At 68.2% G+C, this 18,881-nt stretch carries 13 protein-coding genes; 10 read left to right on the plus strand and 3 right to left on the minus strand.

Features of this window, described 5'->3' with window-relative positions; translation table 11 throughout:
* The first annotated feature begins 17 nt into the window (after positions 1-17).
* Together E3O49_RS16690 and cls are read left to right on the plus strand one after the other, a co-directional pair.
* Positions 18-194, plus strand: coding sequence for a hypothetical protein (locus tag E3O49_RS16690; RefSeq protein ID WP_166787168.1), 177 nt, complete (start codon positions 18-20; stop codon positions 192-194).
* 6 nt (positions 195-200) lie between these two features.
* Positions 201-1,664, plus strand: a complete 1,464-nt coding sequence (gene cls / locus E3O49_RS08420; protein WP_134366835.1) for a cardiolipin synthase — start codon at positions 201-203, stop codon at positions 1,662-1,664.
* A gap of 17 nt (positions 1,665-1,681) precedes the next feature.
* Here the strand turns inward: cls and E3O49_RS08425 are convergent, their stop codons facing one another.
* Together E3O49_RS08425 and E3O49_RS08430 are read right to left on the minus strand one after the other, a co-directional pair.
* Complete coding sequence (locus E3O49_RS08425; RefSeq protein ID WP_134366834.1) at positions 1,682-2,554, minus strand: cytochrome c biogenesis CcdA family protein; 873 nt, start codon at positions 2,552-2,554, stop codon at positions 1,682-1,684.
* A complete protein-coding gene (locus tag E3O49_RS08430) occupies positions 2,554-3,288 on the minus strand; it encodes a DsbA family protein (RefSeq protein ID WP_134451353.1) in 735 nt (244 codons plus the stop codon). Before E3O49_RS08430 ends, E3O49_RS08425 begins: the two co-directional genes overlap by 1 nt.
* A gap of 68 nt (positions 3,289-3,356) precedes the next feature.
* On the opposite strand from E3O49_RS08430, the gene E3O49_RS08435 reads away from it, so the two are divergent.
* Positions 3,357-4,121, plus strand: a complete 765-nt coding sequence (locus E3O49_RS08435; RefSeq protein ID WP_241976073.1) for a GntR family transcriptional regulator — start codon at positions 3,357-3,359, stop codon at positions 4,119-4,121.
* Positions 4,122-4,261: 140 nt separating this feature from the next.
* Here the strand turns inward: E3O49_RS08435 and E3O49_RS08445 are convergent, their stop codons facing one another.
* Positions 4,262-5,485, minus strand: coding sequence for a hypothetical protein (locus E3O49_RS08445; protein ID WP_134403053.1), 1,224 nt, complete (start codon positions 5,483-5,485; stop codon positions 4,262-4,264).
* A gap of 770 nt (positions 5,486-6,255) precedes the next feature.
* Between E3O49_RS08445 and E3O49_RS08450 the strand changes: the two genes are divergently transcribed.
* The 7 genes from E3O49_RS08450 to E3O49_RS08480 all read left to right on the plus strand — a co-directional run bounded on the left by E3O49_RS08450 (position 6,256) and on the right by E3O49_RS08480 (position 18,846).
* Positions 6,256-8,781, plus strand: a complete 2,526-nt coding sequence (locus tag E3O49_RS08450; RefSeq protein WP_134451355.1) for an ATP-dependent Clp protease ATP-binding subunit — start codon at positions 6,256-6,258, stop codon at positions 8,779-8,781.
* 227 nt (positions 8,782-9,008) lie between these two features.
* Entirely contained in the window at positions 9,009-9,515 is a 507-nt protein-coding gene (locus tag E3O49_RS08455) for an amino-acid N-acetyltransferase (protein ID WP_134366856.1), read from the plus strand.
* A 261-nt stretch (positions 9,516-9,776) separates the two neighbouring features.
* The gene (locus E3O49_RS08460) at positions 9,777-14,468 is read left to right on the plus strand and encodes an ExeM/NucH family extracellular endonuclease (protein WP_244285270.1); all 4,692 of its coding nucleotides are present in this window, start codon (positions 9,777-9,779) and stop codon (positions 14,466-14,468) included.
* 121 nt (positions 14,469-14,589) lie between these two features.
* Positions 14,590-15,222: a hypothetical protein gene (locus tag E3O49_RS08465; protein WP_134366829.1), complete on the plus strand. Its 633-nt coding sequence runs from the start codon at positions 14,590-14,592 to the stop codon at positions 15,220-15,222.
* A 21-nt stretch (positions 15,223-15,243) separates the two neighbouring features.
* On the plus strand, positions 15,244-15,678 hold the full coding sequence (locus E3O49_RS08470) for a dehydrogenase (protein WP_241976069.1): 435 nt from the start codon (positions 15,244-15,246) through the stop codon (positions 15,676-15,678).
* A gap of 196 nt (positions 15,679-15,874) precedes the next feature.
* On the plus strand, positions 15,875-17,386 hold the full coding sequence (locus E3O49_RS08475; protein ID WP_134366827.1) for a GGDEF domain-containing protein: 1,512 nt from the start codon (positions 15,875-15,877) through the stop codon (positions 17,384-17,386).
* A 125-nt stretch (positions 17,387-17,511) separates the two neighbouring features.
* The gene (locus E3O49_RS08480) at positions 17,512-18,846 is read left to right on the plus strand and encodes an HNH endonuclease signature motif containing protein (RefSeq protein ID WP_134451359.1); all 1,335 of its coding nucleotides are present in this window, start codon (positions 17,512-17,514) and stop codon (positions 18,844-18,846) included.
* Positions 18,847-18,881 lie beyond the last annotated feature (35 nt).

Genomic DNA, 18,881 nt, shown 5'->3' on the forward strand with positions numbered 1-18,881 from the left:
GTATCGTTGGAGGGACTATGGACAACTTCTGGGTCAGCGCATTCTGGTCGCTCCTGCCCACCATTCTGGTCGGGCTCATTTTCTGGGTGATCATGCGGTCCATCCTGCGTGCCGACCGAACGGAACGTAAGGTATACGCCCGGATCGAGGCGGAAGAGCGCGCCAAGCTCGGGCTCGACAAGCCGGTCACCTAGCACCGCATGTTCGGCATCGATGTCTCGACCGTCATCCTGGTGATCGCCCTGGTGGTCGATTTCGCCATCCGTGTCGTTGCGATCATCGTCGTGCCCCGCAACCGACGGCCGACCTCCGGGATGGCCTGGCTGCTCGCGATCTTCTTCCTGCCGTTCATCGGCGCACTGCTCTTCCTGATGATCGGCTACCGTACCCTGCCGAGGAAGCGCCTGGAGATGCAGGAGGAGATCAACCAGTTCATCCTCGACAGCACCGAGGGCATCGACCAGGTGCGCCGCGACCATCCGTGGCCGCCGTGGCTGGAATCGGTCGTCGAACTCAACCGCACGCTGGGGTCCATGCCGCTGGTCGGCGGCAACGAGGCCCGGCTGCTCGGTGACTACGAGGGCACTTTCGCCGAGATGGTCACCGACATCGACCAGGCGCGCAATTTCGTGCACGTCGAGTTCTACATTTTCTCGCTCGACAGGACCACGGCGCCGTTCTTCGACGCCCTCGAGAACGCGGTCAAGCGCGGCGTCACGGTGCGCGTGCTGATGGACCACATCCAGTCCATGCGGAAGCCCGGCTACCGGGCGACGCTGAACCGGCTCACCGCCTCCGGAGTGAAGTGGGAGCTGCTGCTGCCGCTGCAGCCGCTGAAGGGCAAATGGCAGCGTCCCGACCTGCGCAACCATCGCAAGCTGCTGATCGTGGACGGCACGGTCGGGTACATGGGGTCACAGAACGTCATCGACCGCAGCTACAACATGCCCGCCAACATCCGTCGCGGACTGCAGTGGAAAGACCTCATGACACGGGTCGAGGGGCCGATCGTCTCCGGACTCAACGCGATCTTCATCACGGACTGGTACAGCGAGACGAACGACCTGCTCACCCGCGATATCCAGCCGGTGTCGACCGAGGTCGTTCCGCATTCGCTGGACTGTCAGGTGGTGCCCAGTGGGCCCGGGTTCGAGGGCGAGAACAACCTGCGGCTGTTCCTGGCGCTGCTCTACTACGCCCAGGACAGCATCATCATCACGAGCCCGTACTTCGTGCCGGACGAATCGATCCTGTACGCGATCACGACCGCGACCCAGCGCGGGCTGAACGTGGAACTGTTCGTGTCCGAGGTCGCCGACCAGGCCCTCGTCTACCACGCGCAGCGCTCCTACTACGAGGAACTCCTGCGGGCCGGCGTGAAGATCTTCATGTACAAGGCGCCGTACGTGCTGCACGCCAAGCACTTCACGATCGACGACGAGGTGGCCGTGATCGGGTCGAGCAACATGGACATGCGCTCGTTCAGCCTCAACTTCGAGGTGTCGATGATGGTGCGCGGCCGCTCATTCGTGCAGCAACTGCGCGCGGTGCAGGACGGCTACCGCGCCGACAGCCGCGAACTGACCCTCGAGGAGTGGATGAAGCAGCCGCTGCGCTCCACGGTGCTCGACAACCTCGCCCGGCTGACCTCCGCGGTGCAGTAGGAGCCCCTTGGCACTCGTCACCGGGCGATCGGCTCTGCTGATCGCCCGGGTTCGGCCTGCTCTGTGGCTCGCGCCGGAGCTGCCGGTTGCCGGCCGCGCACGAAGAAGATCACGGCGATGATGATCAGTGCCACGATGGCCGCCAGGCCGAAGACGAGATTGGAGACGCCCGAGGAGGCGTTCAGCACGAAGGACTCGGCGGCGAACTGCTCGCCGATGGTCAGGATGCCACCGAGTCCGGCCGTGCCCTCGGTCAGCAGGAGGAGTGCTCCGATTCCGATCGAGAGCAGGCCGGACACGACCAGCAGCCACGAATTCTGCCAGCGTCCGATCCGCACCATTCGCGGCCGCAGCCAGCCGCGCTCCGCGATCCTCAGGCGGTTCCAAACCAGCGCCAGCACGAACAGGGGCACGGTCATTCCCAGCGCATAGATCGCCAGCAGGATGCCGCCGTAGGCGGCGTTTCCGCCGACGGCGGCAACCGTGAGGACCGATCCGAGAATGGGGCCCGCGCACACCCCGGCCACCCCGTAGACCGATCCCAGGAGGAAGACCGAGGCCGAGGAGGTGCCCTCACCGCCCCCGTCCCTGGCGAACGCCGGAAGCCTGATGCCGATGAGCTGGACCAGTCCGAGGGCGATCACGAGGGATGCGGCGACGGCCACGAACCCGGCGCGGTTCTGCGTCAAAAACGCTCCGAGCGTGCCGGCGAGGACACCGATCGGCACGAGTGTGGTGATCAGCCCCAGGTAGAAGAGTCCCGTGCGGGCCAGGAGCTTCGTCGGCGTCGAGAACGCGTAGGCGAAAAACGCGGGAAGGAGCAGGACCGAGCAGGGGCTGAGCAGGGTCAGGACCCCGCCGATCAGCGCGCCGGCGTAACCGATATCCATTATTCGGCGGCTTCGGCGAGTTCTCGATCAATGGCCTGGCGGAAGGCCTCGACGGGTTGGGCGCCGGAAATGGGCGTGTCGTTGACGAGAAACAGCGGTGTTCCGGTCGCGCCGAACGAGCGAGCCTCGTCGGTGTCCCTGGTGACAGCCGCCAGTAGCGCGGGGTCGGCCAGGTCGCTCTCGAAACGAGCCATGTCAGGCACTCCGATGTCGCGGCCGATCTGGAGCAGACGCTCCCGCGGCAGGGCGAGGTGGGCTCTCTCGGGGGCATCCCGGAACGTCGCCTCGTTGAACTCCCAGAACAGGCCCTGCGCCCCGGCTGCCCGTCCCGCAACGGCGGCGTCAATGGACTCCTGGCCGAAGACCGTGAGATCCCGCCATTCGATGCGCACCTGGCCCGAATCAGCATATTCGCCGATGAGCAGCGGGAGGGTCTCTCGGGCGAAGACGGCGCAGAACGGGCAGCGGTAGTCCGAATACTCGACCAGCACCACCGGGGCATCCGTGTCACCCCGCGCCGTCGGATCGCCGTCAATTCGACGGGACATGTCGAAGGCCGGTTCGGAGCCTTGCTCGTCGGCGCCGGCTGGGGGCGATGCCTGCTCTGCCGTGCCGGACTGGGCCGCGAAGCCGACCCCGAGGACGACTACAATCGCGACAGCGCCGGCGATCAGGTAGACAAGGCCGCGTCGGCGGGAGCCCGACGACGCGTTCTTGGGTTGCGCAGATGCCATGGTCGTCGCCCTCCCGGATTTTGATGAGACATTTACAATGTATAGACATTTAGTGAGAAAGGACAGCCGTGGCAGCACCTGCCCAGCCAGGCGCACGCGCTCATGATCCGTCTGAATCGGCCCCGCGCAGGCCGCTCTGGGAGAGCATCGGCGCGGACCTCGCGGTTCGCGTTGCCCGGGGAGAATTCGCGGACGGATTCCCCGGTGAGCTGGAACTGGCCGCGACCTATGGCGTCAGCCGGGGTACGATCCGCAGCGCCCTTCGCCCGCTCAGGGAGACGGGGTCGGTTACCGCTCAGAGGGGCAGGAAGCCCCGGGTGATCGTGGGCGGCCTGGGCAGCGCCTTCGGCCCGGTCTACAGCCTGTTCGCATCCGTGCAGGAATCCGGGATGACCCAGCGCAGCGTTGTTCTGGAGCGCCGGCTGGTCACCGATCCGGCCGTCGCCGAACGCCTCTCGCTGCCGCCGGCCCAGGAGTTGTTCAAATTGTCTCGATTGCGTCTCGCAGACGAGGAGCCGTTCGCGGTCGATCACGTCTGGCTCCCCGCTGACCGGGTCCGCCCGCTCCTGAGCGTCGACTTCGCCGCAACCGCGCTCTACAAGGAGCTGCGCGAGCGATGTGGCATCACCGTGGACGGCGGGGTTGAGGAGCTACGCGCCGACACCGCCTCGGCTCTGGACGTCGAACGTCTCGGCTGCGCCCCCGGAGCCCCTATTTTTCGGATCGAGAGAATCGGCTACCAGCGCGGAGCCGCCGTTGAACTGCGTTGCAGCCACATTCTGGGCGAGCGGTACTCCGTGACCGCCACCTTCGGGGCGGGCGTGCCCTCGTAGGCCGATGTGCAGTGCCGTGCCGGGTGCGGGCTAGTCGACGTCGTCGCGGCTGGGCGGGGGCGGCCCGGAGCCGACGGCCTCTGAGCCCACCGGCCCCGCTCCAACCGTGACACCCTCAGCCGGTATTTCGGCCGTCTCGGTCAGGTCGGTCGGTTCCGTCGGCGCGTCGGGAGTGAGGGGCGGCACCTCGTCCGGCGGGCGCTGCAGCAGCTCGAGCAGCAGCACCACCAGAAGGGCGAGCACGCGGTCCAGATGATCACGGCCGGGGTGAGCGGTCGCCAGAAGATCGCGACCGCGGCGGCCGCCACGCCGACCGCTGCCCGGATGTAGCGCCGGGCCCGGTAGAGCCAGACGCCAGCCCGCCCGGTGGTCACGCCGCTCCGCGCGGCGGAGCCGCGCAGGCTTCGGGCCCCGTCGCGGGTCAGGCGACGAACGGCGATCGCCCCGCGGAACGGGCCGGCCAGGTACGCGACCACGGCGACGGTCACCGCGGCCAGGCCCACCGACAGCGCGGTGGCGTACACGAGCGGCACGAGCGGCACGAGCGCGTCATAGACGGTGCCGGCGAGGTCGGCCGGCAGATCGGCGGGCGATATAGCGTTGACGAAGAGGATGCGGCCGACGGAGATCCCCGCGGCCAGCAGAGCCATCGAGAGACCGAGAGTCACGCCCGCCCAGATCAGGGCGCGCGACTTGCGCCTGGCCACGAGCACGCCGGCGGCGATCAACAGCAGGCTCACCCAGGGCAGCACGGCGCCGAGAACGTCGAGGAGCTGGTACGCGGTTCGGGCCTGCACGAGGGCATCCGCCTGCGCGATCGGGATCGTGCGATCGACCTCCGGGATGTTCGCGGCCAGGCCGAAGCCCTGCGCCACAAGCTGCTTCTTCACCTCGGCGATGATCGGCCCGAGCTGGATCCCGACCTCGCCGGTGCCGCTGATCACGAGCGCGGAGGAGGTCTCGCCCTCCAGCGCCGCGACGATCTGGGTGTGGCTGAGCCGCAGGGCTTCCTCCCAGACCTGCGCGAACGCATCCGAGGTGACGACCCGCTCGGCGCCGGAACGGATGAGGGATTCCACTCCGCGCACGGCCGGCGCCTCCAGCAGGGCGAGGGCGTCCTGCGCCCGGGGCGGCAGGTTGAGGCTCGAGAGCCCGTCGAAGAGGTCTTTCGTCACCCCCTGGATATCGACCTTCTCGTCGACGACGGTGACGATCTCATCGACCAGGTAGGCCTGGAATGCGGGATCGTCGGCCAGCGGCGCAACGGTGGCCACGAACGTGTTGGTGTCAGTCACCACGTTGCGGGTCCAGTGGGCCACCACGGCGACCGGCGCCAGCAGAACGCCGACGGTGACCAGCAGCACCGCCAGGAACGCGCGCCATCGGTGGCGGGAAGGGGGAGGAGTGCGGGGGGGGGGGGGGGGGGGGGGGGGGGGGGGGGGGGGGGGGGGGGGGGGGGGGGGGGGGGGGGGGGGGGGGGGGGGGGGGGGGGGGGGGGGGGGGGGGGGGGGGGGGGGGGGGGGGGGGGGGGGGGGGGGGGNAGCGCCGCTTCCGTGCTTTCCGCCGCAGCCGTGCTTTCCGCTTCGGGACTTCCGGTCCGGTCCACTGCCTCCGCCTCTCGCCTGCGATTGTCATGGCCCCCCGGGGCGCGTTCCCCGCCACCGTTCGGAGTCATTATTGCGCTCGCCGGTCGATGCGTAAGGAGCGCGCGGCCGGCCGCGGCGGCGGGTACCTATGAGCCGCGACGGCGGGTGCCTATGAGCCGCGACGGCGGGTGCCTCGGCGGGTGCGCGGCGACATCCGTCACGCCTGCCCATGTCGCCCGCCCCCTGCCCACGCCGCACCCCTGCCCATGCCGCCCCCCGTACCCGCGCACCGCCGAGCTCGCCACTTCCGGTCGAGTTCGCCCGGCATGCCTGGCGAACTCGGCCGCAACGGTCGAACTCGGCGATCTCTCGGCCATGTCTCGGCGGGTGCCTCGGGGCCGCGGCGGCGGGCGCGGCGGCGGGTGCCTCGGCGGGTGCGCGGCGACATCCGTCACGCCTGCGGCGAACAGAGGCATGCATTTCAGGGTTCCCTCGTTACTCTCGATGTATCGGCGCCACAACTGCCCTGGCGCCAAGGGAGCGATCACATGTTTGAGAGATTTACCGACCGAGCTCGTCGCGTCGTCGTTTTGGCCCAGGAAGAGGCCAAGATGCTCAACCACAACTACATCGGTACCGAGCACATCCTGCTCGGCCTGATCCACGAAGGCGAGGGTGTCGCCGCCAAGGCCCTCGAGAGCTTGGGCATATCCCTCGACGCCGTGCGCGAGCAGGTGCAGGACATCATCGGCCAGGGCCAGCAGCAGCCGACCGGGCACATCCCGTTCACGCCGCGCGCTAAGAAGGTGCTCGAATTGAGTCTGCGCGAGGCGCTGCAGCTCGGCCACAACTACATCGGTACCGAGCACATTCTGCTCGGCCTCATCCGCGAGGGTGAAGGCGTTGCCGCCCAGGTGCTCGTTAAGCTCGGCGCCGAGCTCAACCGGGTGCGCCAGCAGGTCATCCAGCTCCTGTCTGGATACCAGGGCAAGGAGCAGGTGCAGGTCGGCGCGAACGAGCAGGCGAGCGGTCCGGCGGGCAGCCAGATTCTCGACCAGTTCGGCCGGAACCTGACGCAGGCCGCCCGCGACAACAAACTCGACCCGGTCATCGGGCGCGAGAAAGAGATCGAACGGGTCATGCAGATCCTGTCCCGCAGGTCCAAGAACAACCCGGTTCTGATCGGTGAGCCCGGCGTCGGCAAGACGGCCGTCGTCGAGGGCCTCGCCCAGGCCATTGTCAAGGGCGATGTGCCCGAGACGCTGAAGGACAAGCAGCTCTACTCGCTCGACCTCGGCTCGCTCATCGCCGGCAGCCGCTACCGCGGTGACTTCGAGGAACGCCTGAAGAAGGTCACCAAGGAGATCCGCACCCGCGGCGACATCATCATCTTCATCGACGAGATCCACACCCTCGTCGGTGCCGGTGCCGCCGAGGGCGCGATCGACGCGGCCAGCATCCTGAAGCCTCTCCTCGCCCGCGGCGAGCTGCAGACCATCGGTGCCACCACGATCGACGAGTACCGCAAGCACTTTGAGAAGGATGCCGCGCTCGAGCGCCGCTTCCAGCCGATCCAGGTCGCCGAGCCGTCTCTGCCCCACACGATCAACATCCTCAAGGGGCTGCGCGACCGGTACGAGGCGCACCACAAGGTGTCCATCACCGACGGCGCCCTCGTGGCCGCGGCGAACCTCGCCGACCGCTACGTGTCCGACCGGTTCCTGCCGGACAAGGCCATCGACCTGATTGACGAGGCCGGCGCCCGCCTGCGCCTGTCGATCCTGTCGAGCCCGCCCGAGCTGCGCGAATTCGACGAGAAGATCGCCGTGGTGCGCGCCGCCAAGGAGACCGCGATCGAGGAGCAGGACTTCGAGAAGGCCGCCGGCCTGCGCGACGAGGAGAAGAACCTCCTCGGCGAGCGGCTGCGCCTCGAGAAGAAGTGGAAGTCGGGCGACGTCAAGACCACCGCCGTCGTCGACGAAGGACTGATCGCCGAGGTCCTGGCCCAGGCGACCGGCATCCCCGTCTTCAAGCTCACCGAAGAGGAGTCCTCGCGGCTCGTCTTCATGGAGAAGGCCCTGCACCAGCGCGTCATCGGTCAGGAGGAGGCCATCTCGGCGCTCGCCAAGACCATCCGCCGCACCCGTGCCGGCCTGAAGGACCCGAAGCGCCCGAGCGGTTCGTTCATCTTCGCCGGCCCCACCGGCGTCGGCAAGACCGAGCTGGCTAAGGCGCTCGCCGAGTTCCTCTTCGACGACGAGGCCGCCATGATCTCGCTCGACATGAGTGAGTACGGCGAGAAGCACACCGTGTCCCGACTGTTCGGCGCCCCTCCCGGGTTCGTCGGCTTCGAAGAGGGCGGCCAGCTCACCGAGAAGGTGCGCCGCAAGCCGTTCTCCGTGGTGCTGTTCGACGAGATCGAGAAGGCCCACCCCGACATCTTCAACTCCCTCCTCCAGATTCTGGAAGAGGGCCGGTTGACGGATGGCCAGGGTCGCGTCATCGACTTCAAGAACACCGTGATCATCATGACCACGAACCTCGGCACCAAGGACATCAGCGGCGCGCCCGTCGGTTTCCAGCTCGAGGGCGACACGGCCACCAGCTACGACCGGATGAGCGGCAAGGTCAAGGAAGAGCTGAAGAAGCACTTCAAGCCCGAGTTCCTCAACCGCGTGGACGAGGTCATCGTCTTCCCGCAGCTGACCAAGCCGGAACTGCTGCAGATCGTGGACCTGTTCATCAAGCGGCTGGGCGAGCGTCTGCTCGACCGCGACATGACGGTGGACCTGACCCTCGCGGTGAAGGAACACCTGATCGAGGTCGGCTTCGACCCCGCACTGGGTGCCCGGCCGCTGCGCCGCGCGATCCAGCGCGAGGTGGAGGACCGCCTGTCAGAGAAGATCCTGCAGGGCGAGCTCAACGCCGGCGACCACGTGCACGTGGACTACGTGGGCGGGGAGTACGTCTTCACCACGACCGTTCGCGCCTCAGCGGTCGGGGTCGGGGTCAACACGACGGCCGCGATCGGCACGGGGCCGGGCTCGCCCGACCTCGCGGTGACCAGCGACTAGCGCAACCCCGTTCAGAAGGGCCCGGCGGAGCATCCGCCGGGCCCTTCTGCGTTCTCGCCCGCCCCTTTCCACGTTCCGTCCCTCACCAATTCGACGGAGATTTTGCTTCTACAACCCTGTTTTGGGCCGGAAATGGGCATATCCGGCAAAATCTCCGTCGAATTGGTTCCTAGACTGGGAGATTGATGGTGCGGGATGAATCAGCAGGAAAGGCCGGTCGGCGACAGATGCAGGAGTATTCGGTTCGCCGGGCACGCACCACCGACGTGCCCCGCATCCAGGCCATCGTCGCGCCGCTGGTGCAGGAGCGCATCCTGCTCGGCAAGGAAAGCGTCGTCTTCTACGAGGCCGTGCAGGAATTCCGGGTGGTCGAAGATGCCGACGGCAACCTGATCGGCTGCGGCGCCCTGCACGTGATGTGGGAAGACCTCGGCGAGGTGCGCACTCTCGCCGTGACCGCCGACTGGCTGGGCCGCGGCGTCGGCCACGCACTGATGGACCGGCTCGAAGCGGATGCCCGCGAGCTCGGACTCAGCCGCCTGTTCTGCCTGACCTTCGAGGTGCCGTTCTTCGCCCGGCACGGCTTCAGCGACATGGGCTCCGAAACGGTGGACCCGCGGGTCTACGCCGAACTGGTGCGCTCGCACGACGAGGGCGTCGCCGAGTTCCTCGACCTGGCCCGCGTGAAGCCGAACACACTCGGCAATACCCGGATGGTCAAGCGGCTCGTCTGACCCGGAGCCGGGTGGACCGGACCGGCTCGTGCCGGCCTGCCAGCACAGTGAAGAGCAGAGTGAAGAGCGCACAGTACCCCTTCGGGCGGCGCTCATGTGGGGGTATTTTCGCATTCTTCTGCTCATTCGAGCAGAACGCCTGAATTCACCTTTTGTTATTTTGCAGGACGCTCAAGCAGGGCCCTGCCTCCGTAGCATTGCGATCAATGTCGTCGCCTACTTAGGGAACCCATGTCGCCTGCAGCACACAGCAGTTGGAAGTTGACTTTCGCCTCTCTCCTCGGCCTCGGCCTGGTCGCGAGCCCGCTCGTGGCGCTGCCGGCCGTCGCAGACGTCGGTGGCACCGGGGTCGTGATCAACGAGGCCTACCTGAACGGCGGCAGCGCCGGCGCCACCTACCTGAACAAGTTCGTCGAGCTCTACAACCCGACGGATGCCCTCGTCACCCTCGACGGCACCTCGCTGCAGTACCGCTCGGCCACCGGCACCGCGAACCCGACCGCCGTGCTCCCGCTGACCGGGTCCATCCCGGCCAGGGGCTACTACCTCGTGCAGGGAAACTCGAACACCGCCAACGGCGCCCCCCTCCCTACTCCGAACGCTTCTCTCTCTTCCTCCTTCGCTGGCGGCGGCGGAACCCTCTTCCTCGCCAACCAGACCACGGCGCTGACCGCTCCCCCCACGGGATCCCTGCTGAACGCACCCGGCGTCATCGACCTGATCGGGTACGGCTCGTCGCTCACGTTCGAGACCACGGCGGCGCCCGCGGCATCCGTCACCACCGCGCTCAGCCGCGCGACGGGCCTCGACACCGACGTCAACTCGGGCGACTTCACGCTCGCGGCCCCCACCCCGACCAACGCCGCCGGCGAGACCGCGGCCACCACCACGCCCACTCCGACCCCGGCGCCGACCACCCCGCCGGCGCCCGCCGCCGCGCTCCCGATCAATGAGATCCAGGGCAGCACGGATGCCGGCGCCCAGACCGGCAAGCTCGTCACCACGACCGGCGTGGTGACCGCCACCTACCCGGCCGGCGGCTTCAGGGGCTTCTACCTGCAGACCCCCGGCACCGGCGGCGCGGTCGATCTGACCACACACACCGCCTCGGACGGAATCTTCGTCTACACGAACGCGCTCGTCGCCCCCGTCACGGCCGGCGACTACGTCTCGGTGACCGGCACCGCGTCCGAGTTCTTCGGACTCACGCAGCTCACCGTCGGCGCGCTCAGCGACGTCACCGCCCTGGACAAGGCCGGAATCGTCGCCCCGGCACCCGCCACGGTCGGCCTTCCGGCCACGGATGCCGCGCGCGAGTCCCTCGAGGGCATGCTCCTGGCCCCCGCCGGCGCGTTCACCGTCACGAACAACTACTCGACCAACCAGTACGGCGAGATCGGCCTCGCCGCCGGGAGCACCCCGCTCGTCGGCCCGACCGTCACCGCCCGCCCGGGAACGGACGCGTACACCGCGGCCGTCGCCGCCAACAAGGCGCGCGCGGTCACCCTCGACGACGGCGCCACGACCAATTACCTCGGCAGCGCCACGAACAAGGGCCTCCCTGTTCCGTATCTGTCCACCGCGAACCCCGTGCGCATCGGTGCGGCCGTCACGTTCACGAAGCCGGTCATCTTCGACTTCCGCAACAGCAACTGGAAGTTCCAGCCGACCGCCGAGCTGGTGCCCGCGACCGCCGCCGTGCAGCCCGCGACCTTCGCCAACACCCGCACAGCGGCGCCCAGACCGGTGGGCGGCGACATCCGTCTGGCCACCTTCAACGTGCTCAACTACTTCGCCACCACCGGTGACTCCATCACCGGCTGCACCTACTACACCGACCGGGCCGGCACGCCGATCACGGTCAACAGCGGCTGCGACGCCCGCGGCGCGGCCACCCAGGTCAGCTTCGAGCGCCAGCAGGCGAAGGTCGTCTCCGCGATCAACGCGCTCGACGCCCAGGTCGTCACGCTCGAGGAGATCGAGAACTCGGCCCGCTTCGGCAAGGACCGCGACTCCGCCCTCGCCAACCTCGTCGCCGCGCTGAACACCGCCGCGGGCAGCCCGGTCTGGGCCTTCGTGCCCTCACCGGCCGCCCTCCCGGTCAGCGAAGACGTCATCCGCACCGCGTTCATCTACAAGACCGCCGCCGTCGAGACTGTCGGCGGGTCGACCATCTTCGACCACGCCGCCTTCGTCAACGCCCGCCAGCCGCTCGCCCAGGCCTTCCAGCTGGTCGGCGACACCGGCAGCCGCTTCCTCGCGATCGTCAACCACTTCAAGTCGAAGGGGTCCGGAACCGGCGCCAACGCCGACACGGGCGACGGCCAGGGCGCCTCGAACCTGTCCCGTGTGAACCAGGCGACGGCGCTCGTCGGGTTCGCCGACTCGCTGAAGACCAGCACCGGCATCGCGCGCGTCTTCCTCACCGGTGACTTCAACGCCTACGACCAGGAAGACCCGATCAAGGTCATCACCGACGCCGGCTACCTCAGCGAGGAAGCCAAGAGCGGCGAGTACACCTACGCGTTCGGCGGCATGGTCGGCTCGCTCGACCACGTGTTCGCGTCGCCCGAGGCGGATGCCGCGGTCACCGATGTGGACGTCTGGAACATCAACTCGGTCGAGTCGGTCGCCCTGGAGTACAGCCGGTACAACAACAACGTCACCGACTTCTACCTGGCCGACGCGTTCCGCTCGTCCGACCACGACCCGGCCGTCGTCGGGTTGAACCTCGCCAGCCCCACCGACGTCGACATCAACCTGCTCAACATCAACGACTTCCACGGCCGCATCGACGCCAACACGGTCAAGTTCGCTGGAACGGTCGAGCAGCTCCGCGCGGAATACGGGGACGCGTCCACCCTGTTCCTCTCCGACGGTGACAACATCGGCGCCTCCCTGTTCGCCTCCGCCTCGCAGGGTGACAAACCCACCATCGACGTGCTGAACGCCCTCGACCTGAAGGCTTCGGCCGTGGGCAACCACGAGTTCGACCAGGGCTTCTCCGACCTGACCGGCCGCGTCGCCGACGCCGCCGACTTCGATTACCTGGGCGCGAACGTCTACCAGCTCGGCACCGAAACCCCGGCCATGCAGGAGTACGCCACCTACGTCGTCAACGGCGTCACGGTCGGCGTGATCGGCGCGGTCACCGAGGAGACCTCGGCGCTGGTCTCGCCGAACGGCATCGCCAGCCTGAGCTTCGGTGACCCGGTCGCCGCGGTCAACCGGGTCTCGGCCCAGCTCACCGACGGCAACCCCGCCAACGGCGAAGCCGATGTGCTGATCGCCGAGTACCACGAGGGGGCCAGCGCCGGAACGCCGGACGGCGCTTCCCTCGAGCAGGAGCTCGCCCTCACCGACAGCGCGTTCGCCCGGATCGTCACGCAGACCTCCGCCGAGGTCGACGCGATCTTCACCGGCCACACGCACAAGCAGTACGCGTGGAACGCCCAGCTCCCCGGTGCGGCCGCCGGGGTCACCCGCCCGGTGCTCCAGACCGGAAGCTACGGCGAGAACATCGGCCAGGTCGTGCTCAACTACGACGTTGCGTCCGGTGACACCACGACCGTGAAGAACCAGAACGTCAAGCGTTCGGTCACGGCCGACGCCACCCTGGTCGCCGCATACCCGCGGGTCGCCGCGGTGAAGACGATCACGGATGCCGCGCTCGCCCAGGCGGCCGTCATCGGCAACCAGCCGATCGGCTCGGTCACCGCCGACATCACCCGCGCCTGCCTCGGCGGCACCTCACCGTGCGCCGAGAACCGGGCCGCACCGTCTGCCATGGGCACGCTGGTGGCGAACTCCCTGCGCGAATCGCTGGCCGACCCGGCCAAGGGCGGCGCCGAAATCGGCGTGGTCAACCCGGGCGGCATGCGCGCCGAACTGCTGTACTCGCCGGACGGTGTCGTCACCTACGCCGAGGCCAACGCGGTGCTGCCGTTCCTGAACAACCTGTGGACGACCAGCCTCACCGGGGATCAGTTCAAGACCGTTCTGGAACAGCAGTGGCAGCGTGACGCGGCCGGCAACATCCCGAGCCGCCCGTACCTGCAGCTGGGGCTTTCCGACAACGTGAACTACACGTTCGACGCCACCCGGGCTGAGGGCGACCGCATCACGGGCATCTGGATCGACGGTTCGGCCATCGACCTGGCGCGCTCCTACCGGGTCGGCTCGTTCAACTTCCTGCTCACCGGCGGCGACAACTTCCGGGAGTTCAAGAATGGAACGGGCACGCGCGACTCCGGTCTGGTCGACCGGGACGCCTGGATCTCCTACCTCACGGCCAAGAGTCCAGTGGCACCGTCGTTCGCCGCCCGCCAGGCCAGCGTCACGGGCGTTCCGAGCGGGGCCGTCGAGCGCGGCGCCTCGGTCACGTTCACCGTGGGCGACCTGAACCTGAGCTCGCTCGGCGCCCCGAAGAACACGGCGCTGACGCTGCTCTGGTCCGGCAGCAGTGCCGGCCCGGGCACGGCAGCCGTCGACGCCTCCGGCAAGGCCGCGGTCACCGTCACGGTGCCGCAGGATGCCGCGGCGAACAGCGAGCTCGTTCTCAGGGCCACGGAGTCCGGCACGATCGTGCGGGTGCCGATCACCGTGAACGTGCCGGTGCCGCCGGCGACCGATCCGACCGCCGCCAGCCCGAAGGCCCTGACCAAGGCACTCAAGGACAAGGTCGACACGTACGCGGCCGCCTACGCCGCGGGCGCCACGGTCACGGTCGACGTCGGAGCGGCGCACGCGGGCGAGTTCGTCTCGGTGTCGCTGCAGTCCAAGCCGGTCAAGAACCTGGGCGGCTGGCTTCTGGTGAACGCGAAGGGTGAGGTCAGCACGACACTGCCGGCCGACATCCGTGCAGGCAAGTACCAGCTCGTCGTGCAGGACGCGACCGGTGCCGTGCTCGGGTGGACCGAGATCACGGTTGCGAAGGTCAAGGCCCCTCGCTGACCATAGGACGTGCGCGGGCGCGGCCGAGCCTCTCCGGGCTCGGCCGCGCCTCTTCCTATATTCCCGCTCGACACGCTGAGCATTCCCCGGCGGCGCCGGCATACCTCGTTAGCCTTGGGTCATGTCGACGATCAAACATCCGGTCGGGCCCCAGTCCAGCAAGGTGTACTGGCGCCGTCGCCTCATCGTGGGTGTGGGCCTGCTCTTCGTGCTTGTCATTATCTTCCTGATCATCGTGCGGCCCGGTGCGGGCCCCGACGAGCAGGGCACCGCCCCGAAATCGGCGGCCAGCGCCGCAACGACGGATGCGCCGGCCGCCGCGGCGTCCGACCCGGCCGCCGGGGCATCCGCCTGCAACCCGGCGAGGGTGCAGGTGGAGGCCATCACCGACGCGGTCAGCTACGAGCCCGGACAGCAGCCGGCACTCTCGCTCAGCCTGACGAACACCGGCACCGAGCCCTGCGTGATCAACGTGGGAACGTCGAAGCAGGTCTTCACGATCTCCAGCGGCGCGGACGTCTACTGGACGTCCACCGACTGCCTCACCGACCCGGCCGACGCCGAGGTGACCCTCAAGCCCGGCCAGCCGGTGAGCTCGTCGGCCGCCATCGAGTGGGAGCGGGTGCGGTCGAGCCCGGACACCTGCGACGAGGCCACCCGCGATGCAGCGCCGGCCGGGGGAGCGGCGTACAACCTAAGCGTCTCCGTCGACGGGATCGAGTCGGCCACGCCGAAGCAGTTCTTCCTGTCCTGATCAACTGGTTGAATGGATGCCGTGACTGACGCGACTCCACCGACCCATTCCCTCGCCCTTGCCACTGCTCTGGCCGAGCAGGACGTGGTCGCCGTGGCCTACGCCCTGCGCAACGACGTGATGATCGTGCCCCAGCTGGTCGTCAACGGCCAGGCGGAGCAGGTGCGCGTGTTCGGGCGCGAGGGCACCGACCGGCGCATGCTGCTGCTCTTCTCCTCCGCCGAGAACTATGCCCGCATGGTGCCGGACGAGGTCGACCCGCAGGTGATGGTCGCCGACGGCCAGTGGCTGCGGGAGTTCCTCACCGTGCACAAGCAGGTGCTGGAGATGGTGTTCTTCGACATCGCCGGCCCGCACGTGATGCAGGCTGCCCCGGCCGACCTGTTGCGGGCTCTGGGTCCGCTCCCGGGCGAAGACGAACCCGCTCACAGCGACAGCGATGGCGACGGCGAGTAACTCGCCTCTTCTCCCCTCAGGCTGGGGGTTCGCAAACACCCGGCCGAGCAGGCGGCCCACGCTAGGCTGAGCGCGACAGTGTTCGGCCCGCTCTCACCAGCGGAGCATCCGACGGACTTTTCACGGTCTGCTTTCTGCATCTGTCAGGGAGCAGGACGTGGTGGTGGGGACTGTGCGTGGTCGGGACACCGCACGCTTGGCGCGCATTGAACGAGAGTTCTGGATCGACCGGGACGTGGCGCTCCAAGCCGCCGAGGAGTGGCTCGCGGAACTCGGCGAGGCAGACTCGGGGGCCACGTCGCGTCGCCTGATTGTGCTGATCGCCGCCGTGCGCATCCATCGCACCGACCCGGGCCAGATCGCCACCGATGTGCAGCAGATCCTGGGCTGGGCGGAACAGCACGGCGAGGTCGCGCTGCAGTCCCGGTGCCACGACGTTCTGGGCTCGGTCTTCGAGATGGTCGGCGATCGCGCCCTCGCGCTGGAGCATGCCGTCACAGCGAACGATCTGCTCGACGAGTCCGAGACTCCGCTGATGCGGGCCGCCGCCCGTAAGTGCCTCGCGGATGCCCTCGGCTCGGCAGGTTCTCTCGACGAGGCGCGGAGGCGGTATGACGATGCGCTGCGGCTGGTGATCGATGACCCGGAAACCAACATCCGTTACATCATCCTCAACAACCTGGCCTTCACGGAGCACCTGGCACACAACCAGGTCGAGGCCCTCGCCGCGGTCGACCGCCTGGTCGGTCTGTCGGAGCTCAGCGACCGCCAGATCGGGATGTCCGCCCGGGACACGATCGCGCGGATCTACCTGACGGTGGGTCGCATCGACGAGGCGGAGCAGATGCTGCTGACGGCCATGGACCCTGCCATCAGCGACGCGCACCCGGACAGCTCCGCGGCCGCCCTGGTCGCCCTGGCCCAGCTGTACCGCCTGGACGGGCGGCTCGAGAAGGCGCAGCTCGTGATCGACCGCTGCCGTGACATCGCCCAGCGCAACGGTCTCAATCGCTGGCTGACGGAAACGACCCGCGAGCAGGCCGAGACTCATGCCGCGAACGACGACTACCGCTTCGCGTTCGAGGCCTACCGCCACTACCACGAGCAGTTCGAGGCCCTCGGCGCGAGCGAGAACGAGGCGCGGGGACGCATCCTCGATGCCATGTTCCAGACCGCGGAGTCCCGTCGGGAGAGCGACCGGTATCGCGAGCTGGCCGAACGGGACCCGCTGACCGGGCTGCACAACCGGCGGTTCGTCGACGAGCACCTCGGTCTGGCCCTGATGAGGCTGCGGGAGGGCGGACCGGAACTGGCGGTCGCGATGCTCGACCTGGACCACTTCAAACGCATCAACGACACGTTCTCCCACGAGATCGGCGACGAGGTGCTGCGCGCGATCGGGCGCATCCTGATCGACGCCGTATGGGCCGTGCCGGGCGGGATCGCCGCGCGGCTGGGTGGCGAGGAATTCCTGCTGATCCTGCCGGAAACGGATGCGAACCAGGCCCGCGCCGTCTTCGACGAGCTCGGGCGAACCATCGCCGACTTCGACTGGTGGCCGATCACCGAGAACCTGCCCGTGACGGCGAGCATCGGCGTGGCGGTGGCGCCGCTCGACGGCGAACACACCTCGGACCTGCTGCGGGCCGCGGACACCCGCCTCTACGTAGCCAAGCAGGCCGGCCGAAACCAGGTCGTGCACGCTTAGCGCGGCCGCGTCCCCACCCTAGTTTGGACCCTGTCCGATCCCTCCACAATGTGGCTTTGATCAGGTTTTCCACCGTGTGCACGGATGCCGGGGGAGTGTCGGTGGGTGCCCGTAATCTGTCCCTCATGAAGCCGTCATTCATTGAAGAGCGTGAGGCCATGGGCCGGCATTTCGATGCCATCGCCGAGGCCGAGCGGGACCTCGCCGCGGCCTTCGCCCGGCGGGCGGAACGGGTCGAGGATGCCCGCCGATTCGGGCAGGCCATCGCCCGCACCGCGGCCCGGGGGCCGGGGGCCCGCTGGGACGCACGGGAGGTCGCCGAGCGGGAGTTCTCGAGCGAGCTGGCCTGCACGATCCGGGTGCCGCAGCGCACGGCGGAGAACCTGGTCGCGGAGAGCCGGGCCCTGGCCGTGGATCTCCCCGCGACCCGGGCTGCGCTGGCGTCGGGAGAGATCAGCTACCGGCACGCGCAGGTGGTGGTCAACCAGGCGTGGTCGGTCCCCGCAGAAGGGCGGGCGAAATTCGAAGCCGCGGTGTTGAAGTCGGCAGGCACTCTCACCGCGTCGAAGCTGAAGTACAACGCCCGGATTCTGCGAGAGCGGTGGCATCCGGAGACGATCAAGGCCCGGTACCAGAAGTCCGTGCTTGACCGGGCCGTGTTCTTCGAGCCCGAACAGGACGGCATGGCATCCCTCACCTTCTACGCCAGTGCGGAGAAGGCGCAGGCGGCTTACGAACGGGTGACGCTGATGGCCCTGAGCCTGCAGTGCGCCGAGGAGGAACGAACCCTGACCCAGTTGAAGGCGGACGTGTTCGAAGATCTCATCCTCGACGGGGTCACGCCGTCGGGACTCGGCAAGGGCATTCGGGGCTCGGTGAACATCACGGTCCCGGTGTTCAGCCTGATGGGTCTCACTGACGAACCCGCCCACCTGGAGGGGTACGGCCCGATCGACGCCGACACCGCGCGGCGAATCGCCGCCGGCGCACCGAGCTTCACCCGGCTTCTGGTGCACCCGGAGACCGGGGTGGTGCTCTCGGTCGGTCGAGACCGGTACAAGGTGCCCAAGGACCTCAAAAAGTATCTGCGGGTGAGGGACGAGACGTGCCGGTTCCCGGGCTGCAACCGTTCGACGGCCCATTCGGGCATCGACCATTCGTTGGATTGGCAGTTCAACGGTTTGACCGCCGAGGACAACCTCGCGCACCTGTGTCCGCCGTGCCCTGCGCTGAAGAGCGAGACCGGGTGGAGCGTGAAACACCTCGAAAATGGCGTTCTGGAGTGGAGGTCACCGAGCGGGCGAGCATTTGTGACCGAGCCGGCCACGGTCATCCGTGCGGCGGCACCTGTGATGCCTGTGCAAGCTGTGACGCCTGTGCAAGCTGTGACGCCTGGGCACCCTGTGGCGCCGAATTCATTGGGATCACCCGAACCGCCCGGCGACCCCGCACCCTTCTGAGAGATTCGATCTGAGGCCTGAGCGATCCGAGGCTT

Source organism: Cryobacterium shii, assembly GCF_004402595.1.
In the GTDB taxonomy this organism is placed as follows: Bacteria; Actinomycetota; Actinomycetes; order Actinomycetales; family Microbacteriaceae; genus Cryobacterium; species Cryobacterium shii.

Coding starts and splice junctions, on each gene's coding strand:
- E3O49_RS08425 (WP_134366834.1), bottom strand. CDS start 2,554: ATGGATATCGGTTACGCCGGCGCGCTGATCGGCGGGGTCCTGACCCTG.
- E3O49_RS08480 (WP_134451359.1), top strand. CDS start 17,512: ATGAAGCCGTCATTCATTGAAGAGCGTGAGGCCATGGGCCGGCATTTC.
- cls (WP_134366835.1), top strand. CDS start 201: ATGTTCGGCATCGATGTCTCGACCGTCATCCTGGTGATCGCCCTGGTG.
- E3O49_RS08455 (WP_134366856.1), top strand. CDS start 9,009: ATGCAGGAGTATTCGGTTCGCCGGGCACGCACCACCGACGTGCCCCGC.
- E3O49_RS08450 (WP_134451355.1), top strand. CDS start 6,256: ATGTTTGAGAGATTTACCGACCGAGCTCGTCGCGTCGTCGTTTTGGCC.
- E3O49_RS08465 (WP_134366829.1), top strand. CDS start 14,590: ATGTCGACGATCAAACATCCGGTCGGGCCCCAGTCCAGCAAGGTGTAC.
- E3O49_RS16690 (WP_166787168.1), top strand. CDS start 18: ATGGACAACTTCTGGGTCAGCGCATTCTGGTCGCTCCTGCCCACCATT.
- E3O49_RS08430 (WP_134451353.1), bottom strand. CDS start 3,288: ATGGCATCTGCGCAACCCAAGAACGCGTCGTCGGGCTCCCGCCGACGC.